The organism is Vannielia sp. ABF1_015 (assembly GCF_056160745.1).
This window is the reverse complement of the sequence record NZ_JBSWXT010000001.1, coordinates 1,891,400-1,914,079: the sequence shown is the minus strand read 5'-3', so window position 1 is coordinate 1,914,079 and position 22,680 is coordinate 1,891,400. Positions and strand designations below refer to the sequence as shown.

The 22,680-nt window shown below is 65.5% G+C and carries 19 protein-coding genes; 4 read left to right on the top strand and 15 right to left on the bottom strand.

Features of this window, described 5'->3' with window-relative positions:
- Nucleotides 1-11: 11 nt before the first annotated feature.
- The 3 genes from ccmI to ACXAG6_RS09600 are packed head-to-tail and all read left to right on the top strand — an operon-like array spanning nucleotide 12 to nucleotide 2,010.
- Nucleotides 12-1,304, top strand: coding sequence for a c-type cytochrome biogenesis protein CcmI (gene ccmI, locus ACXAG6_RS09610; protein WP_475337227.1), 1,293 nt, complete (start codon nucleotides 12-14; stop codon nucleotides 1,302-1,304).
- Complete coding sequence (gene ruvX / locus ACXAG6_RS09605) at nucleotides 1,301-1,774, top strand: Holliday junction resolvase RuvX (RefSeq protein WP_475337226.1); 474 nt, start codon at nucleotides 1,301-1,303, stop codon at nucleotides 1,772-1,774. Before ccmI ends, ruvX begins: the two co-directional genes overlap by 4 nt.
- A complete protein-coding gene (locus tag ACXAG6_RS09600; protein ID WP_140013693.1) occupies nucleotides 1,774-2,010 on the top strand; it encodes a DUF1289 domain-containing protein in 237 nt (78 codons plus the stop codon). The genes ruvX and ACXAG6_RS09600 overlap by 1 nt, the downstream gene beginning before the upstream one ends.
- A gap of 143 nt (nucleotides 2,011-2,153) precedes the next feature.
- Here ACXAG6_RS09600 and dusA read toward each other — a convergent pair whose 3' ends face one another.
- The 6 genes from dusA to dctP form a co-directional block, all read right to left on the bottom strand.
- Nucleotides 2,154-3,176, bottom strand: coding sequence for a tRNA dihydrouridine(20/20a) synthase DusA (gene dusA, locus ACXAG6_RS09595; protein ID WP_475337225.1), 1,023 nt, complete (start codon nucleotides 3,174-3,176; stop codon nucleotides 2,154-2,156).
- Nucleotides 3,177-3,262: 86 nt separating this feature from the next.
- Nucleotides 3,263-4,780 carry a malonate--CoA ligase gene (locus tag ACXAG6_RS09590; protein WP_475337223.1) on the bottom strand — a complete coding sequence of 506 codons (1,518 nt, stop codon included), beginning with the start codon at nucleotides 4,778-4,780 and terminating at the stop codon, nucleotides 3,263-3,265.
- Between the two features lie 14 nt (nucleotides 4,781-4,794).
- Complete coding sequence (locus ACXAG6_RS09585) at nucleotides 4,795-6,042, bottom strand: malonyl-CoA decarboxylase (protein ID WP_475337222.1); 1,248 nt, start codon at nucleotides 6,040-6,042, stop codon at nucleotides 4,795-4,797.
- Nucleotides 6,039-7,355: a TRAP transporter large permease gene (locus tag ACXAG6_RS09580; protein WP_475337221.1), complete on the bottom strand. Its 1,317-nt coding sequence runs from the start codon at nucleotides 7,353-7,355 to the stop codon at nucleotides 6,039-6,041. Before ACXAG6_RS09580 ends, ACXAG6_RS09585 begins: the two co-directional genes overlap by 4 nt.
- Nucleotides 7,355-7,945: a TRAP transporter small permease subunit gene (locus ACXAG6_RS09575; protein WP_475337219.1), complete on the bottom strand. Its 591-nt coding sequence runs from the start codon at nucleotides 7,943-7,945 to the stop codon at nucleotides 7,355-7,357. The genes ACXAG6_RS09580 and ACXAG6_RS09575 overlap by 1 nt, the downstream gene beginning before the upstream one ends.
- 72 nt (nucleotides 7,946-8,017) lie before the next feature.
- Entirely contained in the window at nucleotides 8,018-9,001 is a 984-nt protein-coding gene (gene dctP, locus ACXAG6_RS09570) for a TRAP transporter substrate-binding protein DctP (RefSeq protein ID WP_475337218.1), read from the bottom strand.
- A gap of 138 nt (nucleotides 9,002-9,139) precedes the next feature.
- Between dctP and ACXAG6_RS09565 the strand changes: the two genes are divergently transcribed.
- Nucleotides 9,140-9,793, top strand: a complete 654-nt coding sequence (locus ACXAG6_RS09565) for a GntR family transcriptional regulator (RefSeq protein ID WP_140013686.1) — start codon at nucleotides 9,140-9,142, stop codon at nucleotides 9,791-9,793.
- A gap of 23 nt (nucleotides 9,794-9,816) precedes the next feature.
- Here ACXAG6_RS09565 and ACXAG6_RS09560 read toward each other — a convergent pair whose 3' ends face one another.
- From ACXAG6_RS09560 to ACXAG6_RS09520, 9 genes are all read right to left on the bottom strand, one after another.
- A complete protein-coding gene (locus tag ACXAG6_RS09560) occupies nucleotides 9,817-10,758 on the bottom strand; it encodes a DUF4123 domain-containing protein (RefSeq protein ID WP_475337217.1) in 942 nt (313 codons plus the stop codon).
- Nucleotides 10,755-11,030 carry a PAAR domain-containing protein gene (locus ACXAG6_RS09555; protein ID WP_475337216.1) on the bottom strand — a complete coding sequence of 92 codons (276 nt, stop codon included), beginning with the start codon at nucleotides 11,028-11,030 and terminating at the stop codon, nucleotides 10,755-10,757. Before ACXAG6_RS09555 ends, ACXAG6_RS09560 begins: the two co-directional genes overlap by 4 nt.
- Before the next feature lie 3 nt (nucleotides 11,031-11,033).
- Nucleotides 11,034-11,342, bottom strand: coding sequence for a hypothetical protein (locus ACXAG6_RS09550; RefSeq protein WP_475337215.1), 309 nt, complete (start codon nucleotides 11,340-11,342; stop codon nucleotides 11,034-11,036).
- The gene (locus ACXAG6_RS09545) at nucleotides 11,339-13,423 is read right to left on the bottom strand and encodes a type VI secretion system Vgr family protein (RefSeq protein WP_475337213.1); all 2,085 of its coding nucleotides are present in this window, start codon (nucleotides 13,421-13,423) and stop codon (nucleotides 11,339-11,341) included. Before ACXAG6_RS09545 ends, ACXAG6_RS09550 begins: the two co-directional genes overlap by 4 nt.
- Nucleotides 13,424-13,615: 192 nt before the next feature.
- Nucleotides 13,616-14,761, bottom strand: coding sequence for an acetate/propionate family kinase (locus ACXAG6_RS09540; RefSeq protein ID WP_475337211.1), 1,146 nt, complete (start codon nucleotides 14,759-14,761; stop codon nucleotides 13,616-13,618).
- On the bottom strand, nucleotides 14,758-16,143 hold the full coding sequence (locus ACXAG6_RS09535; protein WP_475337210.1) for a bifunctional enoyl-CoA hydratase/phosphate acetyltransferase: 1,386 nt from the start codon (nucleotides 16,141-16,143) through the stop codon (nucleotides 14,758-14,760). The genes ACXAG6_RS09540 and ACXAG6_RS09535 overlap by 4 nt, the downstream gene beginning before the upstream one ends.
- Nucleotides 16,144-16,397: 254 nt before the next feature.
- Nucleotides 16,398-18,821: a peptidoglycan DD-metalloendopeptidase family protein gene (locus ACXAG6_RS09530; protein WP_475337209.1), complete on the bottom strand. Its 2,424-nt coding sequence runs from the start codon at nucleotides 18,819-18,821 to the stop codon at nucleotides 16,398-16,400.
- Between the two features lie 50 nt (nucleotides 18,822-18,871).
- Complete coding sequence (locus ACXAG6_RS09525) at nucleotides 18,872-20,494, bottom strand: caspase family protein (protein WP_475337208.1); 1,623 nt, start codon at nucleotides 20,492-20,494, stop codon at nucleotides 18,872-18,874.
- A 55-nt stretch (nucleotides 20,495-20,549) separates the two neighbouring features.
- A complete protein-coding gene (locus ACXAG6_RS09520; protein WP_475337206.1) occupies nucleotides 20,550-22,610 on the bottom strand; it encodes a caspase family protein in 2,061 nt (686 codons plus the stop codon).
- Nucleotides 22,611-22,680 lie beyond the last annotated feature (70 nt).

Here is a 22,680-nt window from a genome sequence, read left to right as displayed (position 1 = left end):
CATGTGACCGGGTGCGACGCTTCGAGGGGTGGCAGGGCGCGGCGCGGGGCGGTAAGGCAGGGGCTGACGAGCTTGGAGGGGCCATGGGGTTCTGGGTGATATCGGTCGGGCTGGCGCTGGTGGCGGTTGGCCTTTTGGCGCGGGCGCTGCTGGCGCGACGGGCCGTGGCAGAGGCTGGCGCGGTGCCTGCGATCGGGCTTTATCGCGAGCAACTGGCCGCCGTGGCCGCCGATGCCGAGGCGGGCCGGATCGACGCGGGCGAGGCCGAGCGGCTGGAGCTGGAGATCAAGCGCCGGATCCTTGAGGCGGACAGGGCCGCCGCCGGCACTGCGGATGCGGCAAGAGCGCCGCACGGGGTGAGCCTTGGGCTGGCGGCGGGGCTTGCGCTGCTGGTGATTGCGCTCAGCTTTGGGCTCTACGTGGTGCTCGGAGCGCCGGGCTACCCCGATGCCCCCATCGCCGCCCGGCTGGAAGCGGCAGAGGCCTATCGCGTCAATCGCCCGCGACAAGAGGAGGCTGCGGCGCGCTATGCCGAGAGCCTGCCAAACACGCCCGATCCGCAGGTGTCGGAAGAGTTCAAGGCGCTGATGGCAAAGCTGCGCGAGGCAGTGGCAAGCCGCCCTGACGATCTTGAAGGCCATGTGCTGCTGGTGCGCAACGAGGCCGCGATGGGCAACCTTGGCGCGGCGGCGGAGGCGCAGGAGGCGGTGCTGCGGATCAAGGGGGCAGAGGCAACATCGCAGGATTTCGTGTTGCTGGCCGAGCTCTGGATCAGCGACGCCGGGGGCTATGTGTCGCCCGAGGCGGAGGCGGTGCTGGCCGAGGCTCTGCGGCGCGACGGCGAAAACATGAGCGCCCGGTATTACTGGGGCCTGATGCGGGCGCAGACAGGCCGGGGCGACCTTGCCTTCAACGTCTGGCGCTCGGTAGAGGGGAATGTGCCCGAGGGCGCGCTCTGGGCCGAGGACCTGCCCCGGCAGTTGGCGGCAGCGGCGCAGGCGGCGGGGGTGGACTACACCCCGAAGGCCGAGGTGCGAGGCCCAAGCGCCGCCGATATGGAGGCCGCGCAGGAGATGAGCGAAGAAGATCGCGCCGCCATGGTGCAAGGCATGGTCGAAGGGCTGGCCGAAGAGCTGGCCACCGAGGGCGGGCCGCCGGAGAAATGGGCGCAGCTGGTGCGCGCGCTTGGCGTGCTTGGCCAGCGCGAGCGTCAGCAAGAGATCCTGAGCGAGGCGCGCGAGGTGTTTGCGGGCAATGCGGGAGCCATCGCGATGATCGAAGCCGCGGCCGGAGGGGGCGAATGATCCTTGACGTCTTCGAAGACTACGCCGCCGCCCTGCCCCGCGCCGGCGCATTGGCTGGCCTCGACCTTGGCACCAAGACCATCGGCGTGGCGGTTTCCGATGGGCTGCGCTCTGTCGCCACGCCGCTGGAAACGGTGAAGCGCAAGAAGTTCACCCCGGATGCAGAGGCGCTTCTGGCCATTCTGAACGCGCGTTCAATTACCGGCCTCGTGCTTGGCCTGCCGCGCAACATGGACGGCTCCGAAGGCCCCCGCGCCCAAAGCACCCGCGCCTTTGCCCGCAACTTCTCGCGCCTCTGGGAAGGGCCGATCGGCTTTTGGGACGAGCGCCTTTCAACCGTCGCCGCCGAGCGTGCGTTGCTGGAGGCCGATACCTCCCGCGCCCGCCGGGCCGAAGTGATCGACCACGTGGCCGCCGGATACATCCTGCAGGGCGCGCTCGACCGGCTCGCCTATATCGGGAGGGCCTGATGGACGAGCTCTGGCGCCGCGACGAAATCGAAAGCCCCTGCATCAAGATCTGCGTCATCCACCCCGAAACCCGGCTGTGCACCGGCTGCCTGCGCTCGATTGATGAAATCGCCGCTTGGGGCCGGATGAGCCCCGAAGAACGCCACGCGCTAATCGAGGAACTGCCCGAGCGGGAGGGCCTTCACCGCAAACGGCGCGGCGGGCGCGCGGGCCGGGTTGCACGACGCGGCGGATAGAACGGGCGCGGGGGCCAGCCCCCCACTGCATACGGGCTACGCGCAGCCAGAAAGTCCACAGAAACTGCGGCGAATTTGAATCAAATTTGCCCATTTTCTTGCGGGGAAATATCCACTGAATCTCTTTTGGCGCGCCCTTCCGCTCAGGCGGCGAGGGTAGCTTCGGGGAGCGCGGCGAGGGCTTGGTCGAACACCTCAAGGCCAGCGCCTTCGCGGTGGGCATGCTCGGAGAGGATACGGCGCCAAGCGCGGGCGCCGGGGCGGCCCTGAAACAGCCCCAGCATGTGGCGGGTGATTTGGGCCAGCTTGCCGCCCGCGTCGAGATGCCCGGCGATATAGGGGCGCATGGCGTCGACAACATCGCGCCGGGTTCGCCCCGATGGTGGGGCGTGAAAGATCTGCGCATCCGCCGCGAGCAGCAGGCCCGGATCATGGTAGGCCGCGCGGCCGATCATCACCCCGTCCATCCCCGCCGCCAGATGTGCCTCTGCCTCGGCCAGGCTCGTCACCCCGCCGTTGATCGACAGGTGCAGCCCCGGAAAGGCGCGTTTCATGTCATGGACCAGCGGATAATCAAGCGGCGGAACCTCGCGGTTTTCCTTGGGGCTGAGGCCTTGGAGCCAAGCCTTCCGGGCGTGAACCGTGACCCGGGTGATGCCGGTATTCTCAAGCATCTCAAGAAACTGCGGCAGCACCTCTCGCGGCTCCTGCTCATCCACGCCGATCCGGCACTTGGCCGTCACCGGAACCGACACCGCCTCGCGCATGGCTGCGAGGCAGTCGGAGACCAGCTCGGGGGATTTCATCAGCACCGCGCCGAAACAGCCCGATTTCACCCGGTCGGACGGGCAGCCGATGTTCAGGTTCACCTCGCAATAGCCCGCCTCTTGCGCAAGCCTTGCCGCCTGCGCCAGTTCCTCCGGCTCCGAGCCGCCAAGCTGCACCGCCACCGGATGTTCGGCCGCGTCAAACTCCAACAGGTGCACCGCCCCACCCCGCACCAGAGCCGGGGCTGTGACCATTTCTGTATAGAGCAGCGCCTGCCCGGTGAGCTGGCGGTGGAAGAACCGGCAGTGGCGGTCTGTCCAATCCATCATGGGGGCCACGCTCAACCGCGCGGCGGGCAGCGGGTTTGGCACCTCTGTTTCTCTTGGCTCTGTGCTCATGGTCACCTTGGGGGCCGGACGGGGGTATGCGGCCTTTTCGCCACGATCCCGGTGCGAGTGCAACAGGCTGTTGCGCTGGAGCCGGGTCAAGCGGTGGTGAACAGGCCCTTGTACTGATCGCGAAGCAGGTTCTTTTGCACCTTGCCCATCGTATTGCGCGGCAGCGCCTCCACCAGCTTGATGGCGCGCGGATGTTTGAACCGGGCCAGCTTTTCGCGCAGTTCGGTGTCGATGGCGGCGGTGTCGGGGGTTGCGCCGGGCTCTGGCACGATCACGGCCACGGGGGTTTCGCCGAAATCCGCATGGGGCACGCCGATCACGGCGGATTCCAGCACGCCGGGCTGGTCATCGAGCATCAGCTCGATCTCCTTGGGGTAGATGTTGAAGCCCCCCGAGATGATCAGGTCTTTGCCGCGCCCGACGATATGCACGTAGCCGTCTGCGTCGATCATGCCGAGATCGCCGGTAATGAAGAAGCCATCTTCGCGCAGTTCGGCGGCGGTCTTTTCTGGCATCTGCCAGTAGCCTTGAAACACGTTGGGCCCGCGCACCTCGATGTGGCCAACCTCGCCGTCTGGCAGGGTTGCGCCGGTCTCCGGGTCGGTGATCTTCAGCTCGACGCCGGGCAGCGGGAAGCCCACGGTGCCGGGGCGGCGCTCGCCATCGTAGGGGTTGGAGGTGTTCATGTTGGTTTCGGTCATCCCGTAGCGCTCAAGGATGACGTGGCCGGTGCGGGCTTTGAAGGCCTTGTGGGTTTCCGCCAGCAGCGGCGCAGACCCCGACACGAAGAGGCGCATATGCGCGGTGGCCTCGCGGGTGAGGCGGGCATCGTCCAGCAGGCGGGTGTAGAAGGTGGGCACGCCCATCATGGTAGTGGCCTGCGGCATCCGCGCAAGGATCACATCCGGGTCGAACTTGGGCAGGAAAATCATCGCCCCGCCCGCTGCCAGCGTCACATTGGTGGCCACGAAGAGCCCGTGGGTGTGGAAGATCGGCAGCGCGTGCAGCAGCACATCCTCGCCGGTGAAGCGCCAGTGCTCGGCCAGCGTACGGGCGTTGGACAGCAGGTTGCCATGGCTCAGCATCGCGCCCTTGGAGCGCCCGGTGGTGCCGGAGGTGTAGAGGAAGGCGGCGAGGTCATCCGCGCCGCGCGGCACGGTCTGGAAGCTGTCGGGGCAGCCTGCGGCGGCCTCGGTTAGGCTGCCGCTGCCATCGGCGGCAAGGGTGTGCATCGCGGCCCCCTGCGCCTCGGTCAGCGCGCGCAGGGTATCGGCCTTGGCCGGGTCGCAGACCACCAGCTTGGCACCGGAGTTCTCGATGAAATAGCTCAGCTCGTCGGCCGTGTAGGCGGTGTTGAGCGGCAGGAAGATCACGCCGGACTGCACGCAGGCGGCATAGAGCATCAGCGCCTCGGGCGACTTTTCCACCTGCGCGGCCAGCCGGTCGCCCGGTTGCAGCCCTGCCCCAGTCAGCGCATGGGCCAGTTGAGCGGCGCGGGCGAGGAAGCCGGCGTAGGTGATGGTGCCGTCCTCGGGCAGCAGCAGAAAGGGCGCGTCGCGGCCCGCGTGCTGGCCGAAGAGGGCGTCGTAGAGTGTGTTGGTCATGCGCATGTCCTCCGTCAGCCAAGGGCCTTTTCGCCGGCGCTGGCGAGAGACCGGATCTCGGATGAGGCGGCGATCTCTTGCGTTGCGGCGAAGCGTTCGTGGTTTTGCGACACGCGGGAGAGATCGTAAAGGTAGTTGACCATCACCCCGCCCGATTGCGCCAGCCCGTTTTCAGATAGGTCCGCCCCCGCGTGCAGCCCGTGCACCGAGGCGCCGTTGCCGAGGTGGAAGCGGGCCACAGGGTCCAGCGGCTGATCATCGTCGCGTTTGGCCCGCGTCAGATACCACGCGGCAAGCGCACGCATCTGGGCGTCGTCCGACAAGTCCTGCTCGGGCGCGGCCTGCTGCATCCAGCGCATCAGCCCGGGGATCGGGGAGAGGGTGATGAAGGTTTTCACCCCCGGCAGCTCGATAGAGAGATCGGCGGCCACCTGTTTGATCAGCGAATTGCCAAAGCTGATGCCCGCCAGCCCGTTCTGGCAGTTGGAGATGGAGTAGAACACCGCCGTGTCGGCCTCTGCCTCATCGAGCTCTTCCCTGTCTTCTGCCAGCAGCGCCTGCACCGAGCCGGGGGCGCCGCGTGTGAGGGCGACTTCGACGAAAATCAGCGGCTCTTCGGGCATGGCCGGGTGGAAGAAGGCGAAGCAGCGCCTGTCAGGCGGCTCGACCCGGCGGCGCAGGTCTTCCCAGCTGTAGATCGCGTGCACCGCCTCATAGGCGATGATCTTTTCGAGGATCGTGGCCGGGCTGTTCCAGTTGATCGGGCGCAGCACCAGAAAACCACGGTTGAACCACGAGGCAAAGAGGTGGCGGAAATCGAGATCGAGCGCCATCAGGCTGTCATCGCCCCGGCCCAGCCGCAGCAAGTCGGCGCGCATCTGCACCAGCGCATGGGTGGCGCCTGGCACTTGGTTAAGACGGCGGATCAGTTCTTGCCGGGGGGGCTCGCTTGCCTGCACGAAGGCGCGGTAGCTGGCCTTGGTCTGTCCCTCGTCATAGCCCGCCAGGGCATGGCGCACGGCATCTGCGTCCACCGCCATTTCTTGCGCGAGATGCTGAAAGAACGCCAGTTTGCCGTCGTCGTCCAGCCCGGCGTAGCGCTCGAGGATGGTGCGGGCCAGCGCGATGCCCGAGACCTCGCCGCGCGCGCCGATCAACTCGGCGGCCTGTTCGGGCAGCGGGCGGTCATCGGGCCGCGTGCCGCGCCAAGGCGCGTGGCGGCGCTCGAAGACGGTGGAGAGCACATCGGCCAGAAGGGTCATATCTCGGCCCCCATCACGAAGTCGGGCAGCCACACGGCCAGCCCCGGGAAGAGGCAGAGCAGCACGATTGCGATCACCATGCAGGCGACGTAGGGCAGCGAGCCCATGAGGATTGTCTTCAGCTTGATGTCGGGCGCGATGCCGTTGATGACGTAGAGGTTGAGGCCCACGGGCGGCGAGATGAGCCCGATTTCCATGTTGATCGTCAGCACCACGGCAAACCAGATCGGATCGAACCCGGCGGTGGTGATGATCGGCAGCAGGATCGGCGCGGCCATCAGGATCACCGCGACCGGCGGCAGGAAGAAGCCTGCGACCAGAAGGAAGAGGTTGATCAGCGCCATCAGCACCCAGCGGTTCACCTCCAGCTCACCGATCCATGCGGCGATGGACTGGGTGATGAAGAGCGAGGAGAGCATGTAGCTGAACACCCCTGCCGCCGCGATGATGAAGAGGATCATCACCGATTCCCGCGTGCTGTCGCGCAGCACCACCCAAAGCTGGCGCGGATCCCAGAGCTTGTAGATCACCATCGCGATCACGAGGCAGAGCAGCGCGCCAACGGCTGCGGTCTCAGACGGCGTGGCGATGCCGCCGTACATGGCGTAGAGCACGCCGATGATGATGGCGATGAAGGGCAGGACGCGGGGCAGGATCTCCAGCTTCTGGCGCCATGTATAGGACGTGGCCCGCAGCACCCGCGCATCACCCGAAGCCCATGTGGAATAGAGCGACCAGCCCATGAAGAGCAGCACGAGCAGCAAGCCCGGGATCACCCCTGCGAGGAACAGCCGCCCGATCGAGGTTTCGGTGGCGATGCCGTAGACGATCATGGTGACGGAGGGCGGGATGAGAATGCCCAGCGTGCCGCCCGCCGCAATAGAGCCTGCTGCCACCGCATCGGGATAGCCGCGCTTGCGCATCTCGGGGATGCCCATCTTGCCGATGGCGGCGCAGGTGGCCGGGCTGGAGCCGCTCATCGCCGAAAACAGCGCACAGGCCCCGAGGTTGGACACAACCAGCCCGCCCGGCATGCGGGTGAGCCAGCGCTCCAGCGCCTCGTAAAGATCGGCGCCCGCGCGGGTGGAGGCTATGGCGGCGCCCATGATAATGAACATCGGGATCGACAGCAGCGCGAAGTTGTCGAGCTTGCCGAAGAAGATTTCGGGCATGAGGCTGAGCGCTGACATGCCGTCGAAGACGATGAGGAAGCCAGCGGAGACGACGAGCAAACCGGCGGCCACGGAGATGCCCGAGAGCAGCACGCCGATGGTGAAGACGGCGACCAGCAGGCCAAGTGTGAGCGGATCCATCAGTCGGCCCTTTCGGTGATCGGGTCGGGCACCAGCTCCGCCTCAGGCTCAAGGCCAAAGGGCGGCTCGATGCCGGTCAACATTGCGACGGTGTCGGCGGTGAGTTGCAGCGCGTAGAGCCCAAAGCCCAGCGGCAGTGCGAGGTAGGGCACCCAGAGCCGCGGATTCCACGGGCTGTTCGAGGTTTCGCCCCAGTCCCAGGCCTCGTGCCAGAAGTGATACCCGTGCCAGAGCATCACCCCAACGACGGCCAGCGTCAGCGCCAGCACGCCGAGGGCCAGCAGCTTGCGCGCGCCCGGCGGCAGCATGAGTGGCAACAGGTCCACGTTTACGTGGCCGCGCAGGAATTGCACGTAGGGCAGGCCCAGCATGGTGGCGGCGACCATCATGTAGGTGACGCCCTCGGTCTGCCAGACGGTGCTGCCGTTGAGCACGAAGCGGATGAAGATCATCTGACAGGTCACCCCGATGGAGGCGAGGATCAGAAGGGCAGCGACGACGCCTGAGATTTGCGACAGCATCCCGACGGCGCGAAGGAAGATATTGCCGCCGTGGCGCGCTGAGGCCACGGCATGGGGCGAACCGGACATGGTGTCCTCATGAGGCTTGGGGTCAAAAGTGGCACCGGGAGCGCGCGCGGCACGCTCCCGGTGGCGATGGCGTCACTCGACCTCGAGGGCGAGATCCAGCAGCTTCTGCCCTTCGGGCGAGCCTTCGAGGAAGGCGGCGTAGGAGGTTTCCTGCGCGATGGCGCGCCAAGCGTCGAACTGCTCCTGCGTCATCTCCGCGATCTCCACGCCGTTCTCGGCGAAGGTGTCACGGGCTGCGCCGTCCTGCTTTTTGGCTTCTTCGAGGTAGAAGGCCTCTGCCTTCTCGGCGGCGGCATCCAGCGCGGCGCGCTGCTCGTCGCTGAGACCGTCATAGACCGATTTGTTCATCATCAGCGGCTGATACATGAACCACAGCGCATATTCGCCCGCCGGGGTGAAGCAGGCGACCTGCTCGTAGATCCGGTAGCTGACGAAGGACGAGGACGAGGTGTTGGCCGCGTCCAGAACGCCGGTTTGCATGGCGTTGTAGATTTCCGCCGAAGACATCGAGGCGATCGAGGCCCCTGCCCCGGCCAGCATCTGCTCAAAGGCCTTGCCCGCGGCGCGGGTTTGCAGCCCCTGCACATCCTCCGGCGCGGTGATGCACTTTTCGGTGCCCGCAAAGCCACCTGCGAGGTAGCCGTGCACCAGCACCATCACGTCATCCTCGGCCATGATCTTTTCGATCTCGCCCATGAACGCAGAGTCGTTGAGGCGCGCGGCGTGGTCATGGTTTTTCACCAGCCCCGGCATCAGCGTGAGGTTATAGGCATTGCGCAGCCCGCCCGCGTAGGAAAGCGGAAAGACGATCATGTCGACCTGCCCACGCGAGAGCGGCTTATACTGCTCGCGCGCCTTGAACAGCGACTGGCTGGGGAAAATCTGGATTTCGAAGCCCACATCTGCGGCGGCGACCTCATCGGCGACCATCTGCGCGACCTGATGGCGAACATCGCCCTCGGACCATTGGTGCGACAGGCGCAGTGTATCTTGGGCCTGAGCGAGGCCAGCCCAAGAGGCCAGCGCCGCAGCGGCGACGGTTGTGGTGAACTTCATGGTTTTCTCCTCCCGTAGCGGTCACCACATTTGGGGCGACCGAGTCGGATGGTCGCAGTCTTTGTCCCGCAGGTCAACATTCTTGTATACAACAATCTCATTCTTGTTTGGCAGCGATTTCGGCTGTAGGCTGGGCCTATGAACCAGAAGCGGGCAGATGGCATTGCAGAACAGCTTGAGGCGTTGATCCTCGAGGGCGCCTTTGCCGATGGCGACCGGCTGGACGAGGTGCAGCTTGCCGAGCGATTCGCCGTGTCGCGCACGCCGCTGCGCGAGGCGTTTCAGCGCCTCGCGCTCTCGGGGCTTGTCGAGCAGATCCCCCGCCGGGGTGTCTTTGTGCGCCAACCCGGGCCGGTGGAGCTGATGGAGATGTTCGAGGTGATGGCAGAGCTGGAAGCCGCCTGCGCGCGGCTTGCTGCAAGCCGCATCAGCGATGCCGCGCTGGATGACATGCGCGCGGCCAATGCGAAGTGCCACCAGGCCGTAGAGGCGCAGGATACCGACGGCTACTACGTTGAAAACGAACGCTTCCACGCGATCCTCTACCGGCAGTCGGGCAATGGGTTTCTGGAGCAGGAATGCCGGCGCCTGCACCGCAGGCTCACGCCGTTCCGGCGGCGACAGCTGCGCCTTCGGGGGCGGCTGGCGCAGTCGATGGGTGAGCATGAGGCGGTGGTTGCGGCCCTTGAGCGCGGCGATGCGGCGGCGGCTGCGGATGAGATCCGGCGGCACGTGGCGGTGCAGGGCGAGAAGTTTCATCACCTCATGGCGAGCCTGAAGGCGGCTGAGTAGCAGGCCCCGCAGGGGCCGCGCCCTCAGACCCGGCGAATGCCGCCTGCCCGGCCCTCGGCCGGATCAACCCAGATCAGCTGCGCCCAGTCCGGAAAGAACCGCGCAGCGTTTTCGGCCACGAGGATGTGCGGCAGGGCGCGCAGAACGCTCGGCTCCCAAAACCGCAGGAACAGCGACTTTCCATCATGGGTGCCAACCTTGGTGAACTTGCGAAAGTGTTTCCACACATCCTCCAACTCGGCGCGCCCGCGCAGCAGCATGCCCGGGGCCTTGTCCCAGAGATCGGCCGGCAGCTTGGAGCGCGAGAACAGGCGGCGGGTAAAGGTCGCCTCCTCTTCCAGCTCAATCACCCAAGGCGCGACATCGCCAAACCGCTCCAGCGCTTCGCCCTTGTAGAGGCAACGATGCGGCAGCCCGGATTGCTCCAGATAGAGCTGCATCATCGGCACCTTGGCGGCATCGAGGATGGCAAAGGTGCGGGCGGCGGGCACCTTGGCGGCGCTGCCGTGGCGGGCAACCTCGGCATCCGAGGGCGGGTGCATCGGCCCGAAGAGCGCCGCCTTCAGCGCCTTCGGCACGGTGGGTGGCGGGTCTTCGTCCATCATCATGCTGAGAGGCTCGATCTCTCCGAAATCCTGCAACTCCAGCAGGGCATCATCGCCCGTTCCTTCACCGTCGCTGGCGGTGAGTTCGCCAAAGGCCACGGGCCGCGCCTCCCCCACCGACTCGGCAAGGCTGCCCGGATCCCATTCGCCAAAATCACCCGGCTGAAGCTGATCGGCGGAAATGAGCTTGTCGGTGCCCTTCACGGTGAGCCCTTGCAAGGGCGCGGCGGCGTCGAGCGCGGTGCGGAAGCCCTCGGCATCGGTGCAATATACGGCAACGAGGCATTGGGCCGGCACGCCCGATGTGGTCACGAAGTGGCAATGACCGAGCCATGGGGCCGGTGCCGCCGCTTCGCTCACGGCTGAACCTTGGCCTTTGGTGAGCCCGAAACGATCTTGCCCACGAAGGGGCCGCATTGGGTGGCCGAGCCAAGGTAGGCGACGGGTATGTGATTGTCTTTCGAGATCGAGGAGCCTTGGGTGATGACGGCCCCGCAGGCGCAGGCGTCTCCCACCCGGGCGATGGGACGCCCGTCAACGATGGCTTGCCCGCCTGAAACGATCACGTTGGGCGGGTGGTTGGGATTGCCGCAGATGTGCTGATCGCCCATCCGGGCTACGGGTTTCATCATGGGTCAGGCCCTCCTTTTCCTGTCATCGCCGCCCGCGCGGGCCATGGACCAAACCACGCCGCAGATGGCTGCGGCGAAGAGCGCCCCGAGTGCAAACCACATCGCAAAAAGCGTCAAAACGGCGGATGGGATCACCTCGCAGTGCGGCGTGGCGGCCACCATCTGGCCAGCCTCGCAGATTTCACTCGCAAGCCCGGGTGCCGTGGCCGCCGCCACCAGTGCAACGCCGCCAAAGACCAGCCCGGTTGCTACCATCACGGCGAGGGCGCAAAGGCGCGGGCCAGTGAGGGTGCGCCGAAGCATCTGGCTCACTTGTCCTTCTCTGGGCATTCCTCGGCGAGGGGCAAAGCCTCGTTGGCCGCCAACTGCAAGGTGGGCACCTGAGCCGAGCCGGACCCGCCCATGTTGACCGCGCCCTTGAGGTTGATCACAGGCGCTTCCAGCGTAATCCCCGACCCGTCGATGGTGATCTTGCCCCCCGGCCCGGCGATCACAAACTTCTGCCCCGCCATCAGCGTGTGCTTGGTGGTGTTGGTGGTGATCGACTGGCCCACATCCAGCGTCATCTTCCCGGCGATCTCGCCGGTGTAGTTGCGCCCCACGGTTTCCAGATGGTCGGCAAACACGCTCTGCTTGAGGATATTCCCGACCTTCTCTATGTGGTCCTTGCCAAAGGTGGTGAACTGGTTTTGCCCAACGGAATAATAGACATCACGCGCAATGGTGTGGCGTGCGTCCTGACCAATGCTTTCGGTGTGGTCCTTGCCCACGCCGATCGTCTTGTTCACCCCGATGTTTTCAACCTGATTGTTGCCAACGGTCTTGGAGCGGTCATGCCCGATCCGGTGGCTCTCGTCGTTTTCGATAACGGTGTTGTGGTCTTTCTGCGCATGCATCCAGACCTCTTCACGGTCCTTCTCGTCTTCAAAGCGAAACTCGTTGTAACCAGAGCCCTGATGGGTATCGGATTTGAAGGTGGAGACCGTCTTGTTGGCGGGCAGCGGGTAAGGCACGGTGTTGCGCCCATTATACACGCACCCCGTCACCAGCGGCTTGTCGGGGTCGCCCTCGAGGAACTCCACCACCACTTCCATGCCGATGCGGGGGATCACCATGCCGCCCCAGCCCTTGGAGGCCCAGTTCTGGCTGACCCGGCAGCGCATGGAGTAGGCATCCGCGAGGTCCCAGTGGAAGCGCACGAGGATGCGGCCGTATTCGTCGCAGTCGATCTCGCCTTCACCCACCACCCGGGCGGTTTGCGGGCCGTAGATCACCGGCGCGGCGGTGATCCGTTGCGGCGCAAACGGGCGGGAGATGGGGATCAGCGTGTAGCGGCCCTCATAGGCGCGCTCCTTGTCAGCACCGCCATCGCTGCCAGAGCGGTAGGCCTCGGCGGTAAAGCTGTGCTGCGCCTCAAGGCACAGGTGCTCCTCGCCCTTCGTAAACTGGGCATAATGGCCGGTCGCCACGCAGCGCATGCCCGCCTTCAGGCTGAGCACATCGCCCTTGGCATGGGTGCGGTAATCGCCGGCGCGCTCCTGCGTGGTGCGCAGCCCGACCACGTCCCGCCCTTCGCCCGCATCGGGGTAGACGCCGGGGTAATCGTAGCTCTCGATATCGGCATGGGCATGGGCCGCCTCGCCCACCTGCTCGGTCAGCATCGAGGCGACCGGGGTCTTGAAGTTGTAATCGGTGAGCTTGACCTTGCCGGTGGTCACGCCCCGCGCCTCGCGCCACTCCCAGAAGTGCTCCTCGTCCTTCTGATATACCTCGCCCACCGGGCGATACTCGCGGCTGAGGCCGGGCAGCTCATCCATGCTTTCATGGGCGTCGGTCAGCACCATGCAGTGATTGCCGCGCGCGTGCGAGAAGTGAAAGGAGATGCCGAAGCGCTCCATCATGCGCCGCGCGAAGGCGAGGTCGGACTCGCCGTATTGCACGGTGTATTCCAGCTTGGGATAGCTGCGGGTCAGGTCGATCCGGTGGGTCTGCGGGCCGGTGCCGGACCAGGCCGAGAACACCTCTTCAAGGATCTCATCCACGCTCTTCTCATGGAAGATCCGCTGCTGACGCCGCAGCCCGGCCAGCCAGAACCAGGGCCGCAGGGTCAGATCATATTCGTCGCCCTCTTCCTGATGCTGGCGCCATTCCACCTCGGTGACGATCCCGTCAAAGGGGATTTCGCCATGGTTGTTGGAGTTGAGGAAAACGCCGCAATGGGTGCCCATCAGCGCATCGGGATCCAGCCCATCCGGCGCGAACACGCGGACGGTATACTCGAAGAGCTCATTCAGCCGGTCGGTGCCCGTGAATTTGCGGAGAAGCAGTTGATCTTTCCCGAGATCGGTCTCAACCCAACCGAGATTTCTGTCCTGCGTGTAAGCGCCGTCCATGCTGCAAGCCTTTGATACTCACGGCAGAAATTGCCGAAAAAAAGTGACCGAAATCATGTTAATCAATGCAACCGAGAGGATGCATGATTTCTGGGCAGGTTCAAGACGGAAGCAGGGAAAAACGTGGAATATCCGGGCCCTGCGTCAAAGCAGCGACGTGGCGCAGCCACGGCCCAGCGGTGAAGAACCCGCTCAAAGCGCGCCCTTCACCGCCCGGGCAATCACCAGCTCTTCGTTGGTGGGCAGCACCAGTGCCGCAAGGCCCGAGCTGATGCGCTCATTGCCCGCCTCATTGGCGCTTTCATCGAGGCTGAACCCGAGGAAGGCCAGCGCCGAAAGCACCCGGCTGCGGATCGGCGCGGCGTTTTCTCCGATCCCGCCGGTGAAGACGAGCGCGTCGATCCCTTTCATCGCCGCTGCCATGGCCGCCACCTCCTGCGCCACGCGGGACACGAAATAATCCACCGCCTCCGCCGCTTCGGGCGCATCAGACTCCAGCAATCTGCGCATGTCATTGGTCAGGCCAGACAGGCCTTTGAGCCCGCTTTCCTTGTAGAGCACGCGGGTGATCTCCGCCGCGCTCATGTTCTGGTCGTCCAGCATCCAGAGCAGCACGCCGGCATCCAACTGGCCCGGGCGGGTGCCCATGCAAAGGCCCGAAAGCGCCGAAAACCCCATGGTCGTGGCAATGGATTTGCCGCCCTCCATGGCGCAGAGCGAAGCCCCGTTGCCCAGATGCGCCACCACCACGCGGCCCTCGTGCAGCGCGGGATAGGCCTCTGCCAGCTTGCTTGAGATGTAATCGTAACTCAGGCCATGAAAGCCGTACCGCCTTATGCCCATGTCATAAAACCGGCGCGGCAGCCCGTAGGTATCATTCACAAACGGGTGGCCACGGTGAAAGGCGGTGTCAAAGCAGGCCACCTGCACCGTGCCCGGAAAGGCCTCGCGCGCGGCGCGGACAGCGGCGAGGTTGTGGGGCTGATGCAGGGGCGCGAGCGGCTCCAACTGGGTGAGTGCGTCAATCGCGGCATCATCCAGCACCAGCGGCGCGCCATTGTCTGGCCCGCCATGCACAACCCGGTGCCCCACGCCAACCACGGCGCGGCCATCGAGATAAGGCGCTACGGCGGCCAGAATCGCGGTAACCGCCTCGTGGTGGTTGGCCACCGGCAGTCGGGTTTCCACCTTCGCGCGGCCCGGGATTTCGAGGTCGAGCTCGGCCTCGCCGCCGATCCGCTCCACCTGCCCGCCCGCCTCTTCTTCAAGGCTCTCGGAATCGAACAGGCCAAACTTGATCGAGCTGCTCCCCGCGTTCAGCGTCAGGATTGCACTCATGCCTGCCGCCCGTTCTGATAGAGCGCCGCCACCGCGCAGGAGGCCAGGCGCGCGGCGTCATCGTCCGCCCGGCTGGTCAGGATCACCGGCACCTGCGCCCCGATCACGATGCCCCCGGCCTCGGCATGGGCCACGAAGGTCAGCTCCTTGGCGAGCATGTTGCCCGCCTCCATGTTGGGCGCCACGAGGATCTCGGCCCGCCCCGCGACGAGGCTCTTGATCCCCTTGGTCTTGGCCGCGTCCACATCAATCGCGTTGTCCATCGCCAGCGGGCCATCCACCAGCCCGCCCTTGATCTGGCCCCGGTCCGCCATCTTGCTCAGCACGGCGGCGTCGATGGTGCTCGGGATCTTCGGGTTCACCGTCTCGACCGCGCTCAGGATGCCCACCTTCGGCTCGGCGATCCCCAGCGTATGGGCAAGGTCGATGGCGTTCTGCACGATATCCACCTTGGTCTCGAGATCGGGCATGATGTTGATCGCCGCATCGGTGATCAGCAGCAGGTGCTCCAGCCCCGGCACATCCATCACGAACACATGAGAAATCTGCCGCCCTGTGCGCAACCCGCCCTCGCGGGCAAAGACCGCGCCAAGAAGCTGCCCGGTGTGCAAATGCCCCTTCATCACCGCCTGCGCCCGGCCCTCATGCACCAGTGCCACGCCCAGCTTCGCCGCCTTGGCATGGTCCGGCTCGGCGATGATCTCGAAGCCCGAAATGTCGCGCCCGATCTCCTCGGCAGCGGCCATGATCTTCACCGGATCGCCAATCAGGATCGGCACGATCAGCGTGTGATCAAAGCCCAGCAACGCCCCGCCAAGGCTGTTGGCCTCTTCCGGCGCAACAACCGCGGTGGGGATCGCAGGCAAAGGCCCGGCGCGGTCGATCAACGCATCGAAGTGCTTGTGGCGGCGCACCGTTAGGCCCGGAACATCATCGGCGCGGAAGCTCTGCGGGCTCTCGGGTGCAAACACCGTGGCCTCGCCTCGCACAATCACCGCGCCGTCACTCACCCGCGTGACCGTGGTATGAAACCGCGCCACCCGGTCGGCCTCCTTGGCCACCAGCACCACCTTTGTCACCACTTCATCGCCGGCAAAGGCGCGGCCGACAAACTCCAAGTCTTGCGAGCGATAGAGCGTGCCCGGCCCGGGCAACTGGTTGCCAAACACCGCCGAAATTTGCGCCGCCAACCACATCGAAGGCGTCACCGCCTCCGGCAGCCCGTCGCCATCGCCATCCTCGCGGGGCAGATGCATCGGGTTGAGATTGCCCGAACTGTTGGCAAAGACATAAAGATCATCGGCCAGCACCAACCGGGTGCGCTCGGCCTCCATGCCCACCTCAAGCTGGTCATAGGGCGTGTTGTGAAATTCCTGAATCATCAATGGCTCCCTCGAAATGCCGCATCAGATTGGCCTATGCCGCGCCCCTTGGCCAGCCTTCCCGGCCTGCCATGGACAGGTAACGCCGCCATGACGTGCCCCGCGCCGGGTAATCGGCCCCCTGCCCCATTTTCTTGCTGAAAGTACCTCACCCCGCCCTCTCCCCAAGCACAGCTACCGAAACCCGGGCGCAGGCCGTGCAACAGGCGGACAATAAAAGGAAATGCGGCGCAAGCCGCGCAATTTTGCACCGGTCAGATGCGGGTGAGCAGGGTGTTTATGGTTTTGCGATAGTCGGGCAGTCCGCCGGGCTCGCGCACGACCGGCGGGGCGTTGACCACCGCGACAGCGCCCTTGCGGCCCGACATCTTGCGCTCTGCCCAGGCCTTCACGTAGCCCACCGTCTTGCCGGTGAGGAAGGGGTTGGCGCGGATCACGCCAGCGCCGAGCACGTCAATCAGCAGCCGGTCGTCCGGGTTGGAGAGTACGACAGCCGCGCCCTGCGCCCCGAGGAAGTGGCAAAGGTAGAGCCGCCCGGCGGTGATGCCGTGGCCGCGCGCCCGCAGGTAGCTTTCGCCCTCCATCGCGAGGCGTTTCACCATCTCACGGCTGATCGTCGGGTCATTGCGCAGTGCCAGCAGCTCGGCGCGCGACAGGGTGGAGGCCAGATCGGGGCGATAGGTCTTCATCATCCGGATCCAAGTGCTCTCGATGAACTGACCAAGGCCGGTGGCGGTGGAGAGCGGGTTTTTGGCCGTCGCGTTGCCCCCCGATTCCACCCGGATGATCTGGTTCACCAGTTGCTCAACCGCGCCCGAGCCATCGCCCGCAATCGCCCCGCCGCCCCCAGAGGGCACCGAGGCACCAAGCGGGTCAATCGCGGTGCCGTTGAGGTAGAGCTCAAAGTGCAGGTGCGGCCCGGTGGAGCGGCCCGTGGTGCCGACATAGCCAATCACATCACCCGCCCGCACCCGCTGGCCGGGCTCGGAGCCGAACTTTGAAAGGTGGGCGTAGCGGGTTTCCATCCCGCCCGCATGGCTCACCTTCAGCAGATTGCCATAGCCGCCGCCCGGGCCGGCATAGGCGATGGTGCCATCGAAGGCGGCATAGATCGGGGTGCCTGTCGGCGCGGCCCAGTCGACGCCCTTATGCACCCGCACTGTCTTCAGAATGGGGTGGTGGCGCGGGCCGAAGCGCGAGGTAAGCACGCCCTTCACTGGCGTCACCATCCCGCCCACCAGCCCGCCGCCGGTGCCAGCCTTGGGCTTGAGGCCAAAGCAGCCCATGTCGCCTTCAGGGTTGGTGGCATAGACGAAGCACTCGATATCCACCGAGGCGCCCTGAATGGAGATGTAGAGGATCCGCGCCGCCCCGTCGCCGCCCTCATGGCCCTCAGCGGGTGGCGCGTAGAGAAAGCGCATCTTGTCGCCAGGATTGGCGAAGGCAGAAAGATCGTGCTCCTTGGAGAGCAGGGCAATGGCCTCGCCCACGATCACCGAGGGGATCCCGTTGCGGATGGCCGCCGAGTAGAAGGCATCGAGCATCCGGTAGCGCTGCTCTGTTACCTGCTCTTCTTCGTCATCGCCCGCGTAATCGAAGAGCTCGTCAAACACCCACGGGTCAGAGCCCGGCCCGATGTCTCCCTCATCGGTCAGCGCGAGCGTGCCAAAGTAGACCTCGTTGTCGTATATCGACATCTGCCGAAAGCTCAGGGTGCCGCCCAACTGGGGCTGGCCGCGCATGGCCACCACCTGCCCGGCCTTCAGCCCCTCCATCTCGAAGTATTCCTTGGCCGCCTCGGCCACCTTCTTGGCTTCGGTCTCATAAAAGCCGTTGTCGACGAGCAGCTCATCAAGCGCCCTGTCGTGCTGGATCTTCACGAAGATATCGCGGTCGAGCTTGTCGCGCAGATCCTGTGGGCGGGTGTAGACGACCGATGTGGTGTTCTCGATCACCGTCTCGGTAAAGCCCGGCACGCCAGCCTCTTGCCCCTCCTCGCCCACGGCTTCGCCCCAGCCGCCGGTTTCATCATCAAGCGCGGCCTCTTGGTAGCCCTCGGTCTCGGCGGCTTCGCCCAATTCCTCGGCCAGCGCCTCTGCGCCTTCGTCCTCCAGCGCATCGGCCACTTCGCGGGTCTCTTCCGCCGTAGCGGCCTCGGCCTTTTGCGGGGCGCTCTTTTGCAGCTGGAAAAAGGCGAAGTCTTCTTGGCTGGAGGGCAGCGTGGTGACAAAGCGGGCCTCGGTCGAGACCATCACATCGCTCACCAGCAGCAGGTCGCCCCCCGGCGCACGGGCGTTTCCGATGGTCGAGGGAGCCTTGAGCTTTTTCTTGGTGTCTTCGCCGCTATCGGCAAAGCGGATGATGAGCGGATCGCCTGCAAGGTCGACGAAGGCGGCAACGAAAGCCGAGGAGGCGGCGGCGGTGTCTTCATCGGAAGAGACGGCGAATTGCTCTTCAACATCGCTGGTGGCCACGTCTTCGCCGCCGTCAGCGCCCCCGCCACCGCCGGAGTTGAATGTCCACTTGTCCCACGTCAGCCAGACTCCGAGGCCTAGGAGCACCACCGGCACCAGCGTTGCCAAAGACAGCAACACACGCCCGCGAAACGCCGCCCGCTTTCGCCGTTTGGCGGCGCCGGCGGCCTGGGTAAAGCGAGGGTCGATCTGATCTTTCAGCACGGGGTCAGGATGACAGCTTCGGGTTTCAGATCAAGCACATCTGGCCCGCCTCATCCACGAATGGAGCCGGGCGAGAAGCGGTTGATCTTGGCGGGCACCTTGCGACCATTGTTGTTGGTCTTGGGCTGGGTCGAGATTTTGGGTTTGGTGGGTGTCTTGGGCTGGGTGCGGGGTGCGGGGGCCGAGGTTTTGCGGATCACGCGGGTCTTGGAGGTGGCCGATTTCGCGGCAACCCGGGCCGGGGGCGCCACGACGCCTTCGCACACAACACCGGGCTCCAGCGCGAGGCGGCGATAGGCGGCCTCGGAGGGCTCGGCCTTGGCCTCTTCGGCGGTGACCTTGCCCTTGGCGGTGTAATAACGCAGCAGCGAAATGCGGCTGACCCGGCCCCAGAGCCCATCCACGGCGGCGCGGTGGCAGCCCACGCGTGTCAGCTCCTGCTGCACGCCGAGCGCAAGGTTTTCGGGCAGATCGACGGCGGCCAGCTCTTGCTCGCCCGGGCCATCTTCGGCGCGGGCTTCGGCGGCGGCAACGATAGCCTCGGCGGCGGCGACCTTATCGGCAAGGGTCGGCTCCTTGGTCTCGCCGTCCTCTCCCTCGGTGACCGAGCGGGTGTCATCCAGCATGGCCACCTCCTCGCCCTCCTCAACCGGTTCCGCGGGCTCGCCCGCGTCGGGGACATCCTCAATGGCGACGATCGGCTTGGCTTCGACGCTGGCGATATCCACCGGCTCCTCTTCCTCCACCACGAGGATCTCCAGCGTAACCCCGTTGTCGGCCAGCGCACCCACGACATTGCGGATGCTCTCCTCATCGAGCCCGCCGATGGCATCAAGGTCGGCGTCGGTGATGGTCGCGCCATCCTCTTCGACGGGCACAAAGTAGAACTGCGCACGCAGGCTCGACTGATCCCACGGCACCTGCGTTTCATGGGTGGCCTCGACCACATCGTTGCGCACGGCAATCATCAGGTCGGAGATCGAAATGCCCGGCGTTTCCATATGTTTGAGCAGGGCCAGCGTGAAGGGGCTGTTGCCGCCGATCCCATCGCGGGCCACCGCGCCGGGCTGGGTGGCGAAGGCCACGAAGCTGCCCGATCCGAGGCCGGCGCCCGTGTCGGGCTTGGTCAGCCCGTCGCCCGCCTCACCGCGCAGCGAAAGCGGCAGCGGCGCGTTGCGGCAGGCATCGAGGAAAAAGAGCGTCTGCCGCCCCTCCCCCGCCAGCCGCGCCACGATATCATCGCTGAACGACCATGTTTCGCTGGCCAATGCTGCGGAAGATTTCAGCGCGGCATCGGCAGGCACCAGCCGGTTTTGCCCGTCTTGCTGAAACGCATGGCCGGAATAGTAAAACAACACCGTATCGGCGCTTTCGGCGCGGGCAATAAAAGCATCGAGCACCGGGGAGAGGCGATCTTGCGGGGCGTCGGTGAGCAGGGTCACCTCGAAGCCCACACGCTCCAGCGCCTGAGAGATCCCCTCGGCATCGTTCACCGGATTGGCCAGGGGTTGCAGCCCGGTATAGGCGGCGTTGCCAATCACCAGCGCCACCTTTCCCTCAGCCAGCGCGGCGCCGCCCGGAGCCCATGCCATGAACACGGCGATAAGCGCACCAGACAGGCGACGCCTCCTATGTGCGCGGAAAGCGAGAAACACGCCGGTTGCTGAGAACATGGCGTTCTCCCCCATGATGGTCTGGCCCCTGCCCATCATGGGCCGGGGCGGCGGATCAACGGAACACGCCGGCCCGCAGCTTCTTGGTCACGGTCTTCTTGGTGCCACCCGAAGACGTGCGCTTGGTGGTCGTGTTCCCCTTGATCCGCGGCTTGCTGGATTTGCGCGCCGAAGCCTTGGTGGGGGCGACCGACTTCTTCTTGGCCGAAGCCGTCCGCACTTTGGAAATCGCCTTGGAGGCCTTCTTGGAGGCCACCTGCTGCACCGCCTTACAGGCCACTTCGTTATCGGACTTCAACCGGCGCAGAAGCGAGTTGCTGGGCTCCAGCTGGTCTGTGGCAATCTTGCGGGCGGCGAAGTAGCGGAAGAGCGACACGCGGGAGCCCTTGCCCCAGTCGCCGTCAATCCGCATCCGGTAGCAGCCAAGGCGGCTCAACTCGGTTTGCACGGCAGAGGCAAGCTCTTTGCCTTCCAGCTCGGGCGCGGCTGGGGCAACCCCGGCCTGACGGGCTTCATCGCTGTCGCGGTCGATCTCTTGGCCAACCACGCGGCTGCGCGGCACTTCGGTAGAGGGGGCCAGCGAACGTGTGGGGGCCAGACCGGCGAGGATCACGGCTTCACGCTCTTCACCATCCGGGCCAATCACCTTGGTGCGGCTCGCGTTGGGATCAGCGGGCACAACGCCGGCCACTTCGGTGCCGGTCGCAGGCTCAGCGCCGGTGACTTCGGTGCCCGTAACTTCGGTGCCGGTAACACGCTCGGCGCTTGCCACCTCTGTGCCTGTGACTTCAGAGCCCGTCACGCGCTCAGCGCCCGCAACCTCGGTGCCGGTCACACGCTCGGCACCCGTGGTGCCCTCGGTGCGCTGCGCCTCGTTGGAGGCCACCACCGTTTCGGCACCGGCGGCCCCGGCCTTTTCGCCGCTTTCGCCTGCTGTCACGCGCTCGGGGGCTTGTTCGCCACCGATCACCACAACGGCGCTTTCGCCGCCCGTGGCCTTCTCGGCCTCGTTGGCGGCAGCAACTGTTTCGCCGCCCGCGGTTCCCGGCGTTTCAACCGGCGTGTCCTCATCTGGCACGTCAATGATATCGACGCGGGCCACTGCCACGACGATCTCTTCAACCTCCTCCTCGACCTCTTCGATCACGATATTCGTGCCGGAGTTGCCCAGAGCCGCCAGCAGGCGCTTGCGGGTTTCAGGGTCGAGCGCGGCGATCAGCTCATAATCGGCATCGGTCAGCTCGGCGGTCTTTTCGACCTGCGGGTTGAAGTAGAACTGCGCGCGCAGAGAGGACTGATCCCACGGGGTTTGCCGCCCGAAGGTTTCGCTCTCAACGTCATTACGCACGCGGATCATCAGGTCGGAGACCGAAATGCCCGGCTCTTCGATGTGCCCCAGAAGCGCCTGCGTGAAAGGAGAGTTGTCGCCCGCGCCGTCACTGGTGACATTGTTCGGCTGGGTGGCGAAGGCCACGAAGGTGCCCGAGCCCTTTTCCATCTGCGCAAGGCCCTGGGTGCCCTCGGAGCGCATCGACTCCGGCAGCGGATTGTTGCGGCAGGCGTCGAGGAAGATCAGCGTCTGGCGGTTCTTGTCGGAGAGGCGCTTGACGATCTCGTCGAGGCGCCAGGTTTCGTTCTCGATGGCTTCGCGTGAGGCCAGCGTGGCGTCCTTGGGCACAAGGTAGTTTGCGCCGCCAAGCTGGAAGGCATGGCCGGAGAAGAAGAACATCGCGCTCTCGGCACCCTCGGCCTCGGCGGCGAATGTATCGAGCCGGGTCCAGAAATCGGCCTCGGTGGCATCGGTCAGCAGGGTGACTTCAAAGTCGAGCCGCTCCAGCGCGGAGGCGAGATCTGTGGCGTCATTGGTGGCGTTCTTCAGGGCATAGACGTTGTCATAGGCCGCGTTGCCCACAACCAGCGCCACCCGCTTGGCCTCTGCCGTCAGCGTGGCGGCGGTGACAAAGATCAGCGCCAGCGGTGCCGTTCGGGCGGCCCGCCCCAGCCCGGCGCTTCGGGCCGCGCCGCCGACAAGTGCAGAGGCCGAGCGCAGCCCCATGCCTGCACGTGCGATCCTGCGGGTAAAGCTCTGGGGGGTGGGCGTTGTCGCCATGGTCATCCGCCAATCATCTATGGGTCAAAAACTTTGCTGCACTCTAGCCGAAGGGGGCCAGAAATGCGACCCCGCG

What these genes read in the sequence shown, in the direction of transcription:
- ruvX (WP_475337226.1), top strand. Translation starts at nt 1,301, where the DNA reads ATGATCCTTGACGTCTTCGAAGACTACGCCGCCGCCCTGCCCCGCGCC.
- ACXAG6_RS09600 (WP_140013693.1), top strand. Translation starts at nt 1,774, where the DNA reads ATGGACGAGCTCTGGCGCCGCGACGAAATCGAAAGCCCCTGCATCAAG.
- dusA (WP_475337225.1), bottom strand. Translation starts at nt 3,176, where the DNA reads ATGAGCACAGAGCCAAGAGAAACAGAGGTGCCAAACCCGCTGCCCGCC.
- ACXAG6_RS09590 (WP_475337223.1), bottom strand. Translation starts at nt 4,780, where the DNA reads ATGACCAACACACTCTACGACGCCCTCTTCGGCCAGCACGCGGGCCGC.
- ACXAG6_RS09585 (WP_475337222.1), bottom strand. Translation starts at nt 6,042, where the DNA reads ATGACCCTTCTGGCCGATGTGCTCTCCACCGTCTTCGAGCGCCGCCAC.
- ACXAG6_RS09580 (WP_475337221.1), bottom strand. Translation starts at nt 7,355, where the DNA reads ATGGATCCGCTCACACTTGGCCTGCTGGTCGCCGTCTTCACCATCGGC.
- ACXAG6_RS09575 (WP_475337219.1), bottom strand. Translation starts at nt 7,945, where the DNA reads ATGTCCGGTTCGCCCCATGCCGTGGCCTCAGCGCGCCACGGCGGCAAT.
- dctP (WP_475337218.1), bottom strand. Translation starts at nt 9,001, where the DNA reads ATGAAGTTCACCACAACCGTCGCCGCTGCGGCGCTGGCCTCTTGGGCT.
- ACXAG6_RS09565 (WP_140013686.1), top strand. Translation starts at nt 9,140, where the DNA reads ATGAACCAGAAGCGGGCAGATGGCATTGCAGAACAGCTTGAGGCGTTG.
- ACXAG6_RS09555 (WP_475337216.1), bottom strand. Translation starts at nt 11,030, where the DNA reads ATGATGAAACCCGTAGCCCGGATGGGCGATCAGCACATCTGCGGCAAT.
- ACXAG6_RS09545 (WP_475337213.1), bottom strand. Translation starts at nt 13,423, where the DNA reads ATGGACGGCGCTTACACGCAGGACAGAAATCTCGGTTGGGTTGAGACC.
- ACXAG6_RS09540 (WP_475337211.1), bottom strand. Translation starts at nt 14,761, where the DNA reads ATGAGTGCAATCCTGACGCTGAACGCGGGGAGCAGCTCGATCAAGTTT.
- ACXAG6_RS09535 (WP_475337210.1), bottom strand. Translation starts at nt 16,143, where the DNA reads ATGATTCAGGAATTTCACAACACGCCCTATGACCAGCTTGAGGTGGGC.
- ACXAG6_RS09525 (WP_475337208.1), bottom strand. Translation starts at nt 20,494, where the DNA reads ATGTTCTCAGCAACCGGCGTGTTTCTCGCTTTCCGCGCACATAGGAGG.
- ACXAG6_RS09520 (WP_475337206.1), bottom strand. Translation starts at nt 22,610, where the DNA reads ATGACCATGGCGACAACGCCCACCCCCCAGAGCTTTACCCGCAGGATC.